The 665-nt window shown below is 73.8% G+C and carries 1 pseudogene; it reads right to left on the bottom strand.

Annotated elements, in window-relative coordinates:
* A pseudogene (locus ND748_RS33330) lies at positions 1–665 on the bottom strand (vitamin B12-dependent ribonucleotide reductase); the annotation flags it as partial.

Raw genomic sequence — 665 nt, 5'->3', positions numbered from 1 at the left:
GCCCGGCCCCGGCCGGCTCGCGGTCGACGCCGACCCGGCGCCGACCGGACCCACAGCCGAACCACCCACGACCGAACCACCCACGGCCCGACCCACGCCCGGCGCATCCGCGTCGGACAGCCCGTCCGTGAGCGACCCGGCGGACGCCGGGACGGCGTCGACGGCCGCGTCGGCCGCGTCGGCCTGCGGGCCGTACCGGCCGTTGACCTCGCGGACCCGTTCGGCCGCGGTGGAGATGCCGAGCTCGGCGCGATGGTCGGCGTCGAGGTAGTCCAGAGCCAGCCGGCGGAACAGGTAGTCCATGATCGACTGGGCGATCCGGACATCCGGGTCGTCGGTCATCCCGGCCGGCTCGAAACGCATGTTGATGAACTTGCTGACGTATGCCTCCAGCGGCACGCCGTACTGCAGGCCGATCGAGATGGCGATCGCGAAGGCGTCCATCACGCCGGCCAGCGTGGAACCCTGCTTCGACATCTTGATGAAGACCTCGCCGAGGCCGTCGTCCGGGTAGGAGCCGGCGGTCAGGTAGCCCTCCGCGCCGCCGACGGCGAACGAGACCGTCTGCGAGGGGCGGGTCTTCGGCAGCCGCCGACGCACCGGCCGGTACTCGATCTCGGCGGCCGCGCCCGCGGCGGTCCCGGCGAGCGCGGGCACGCCGGCCG

Source organism: Frankia sp. AiPs1 (genome assembly GCF_023716945.1).
In the GTDB taxonomy this organism is placed as follows: domain Bacteria; phylum Actinomycetota; class Actinomycetes; order Frankiales; family Frankiaceae; genus Frankia.
The sequence above is the reverse complement of the archived record's forward strand: the minus strand, read 5'-3'. Positions and strand labels throughout refer to the sequence as shown.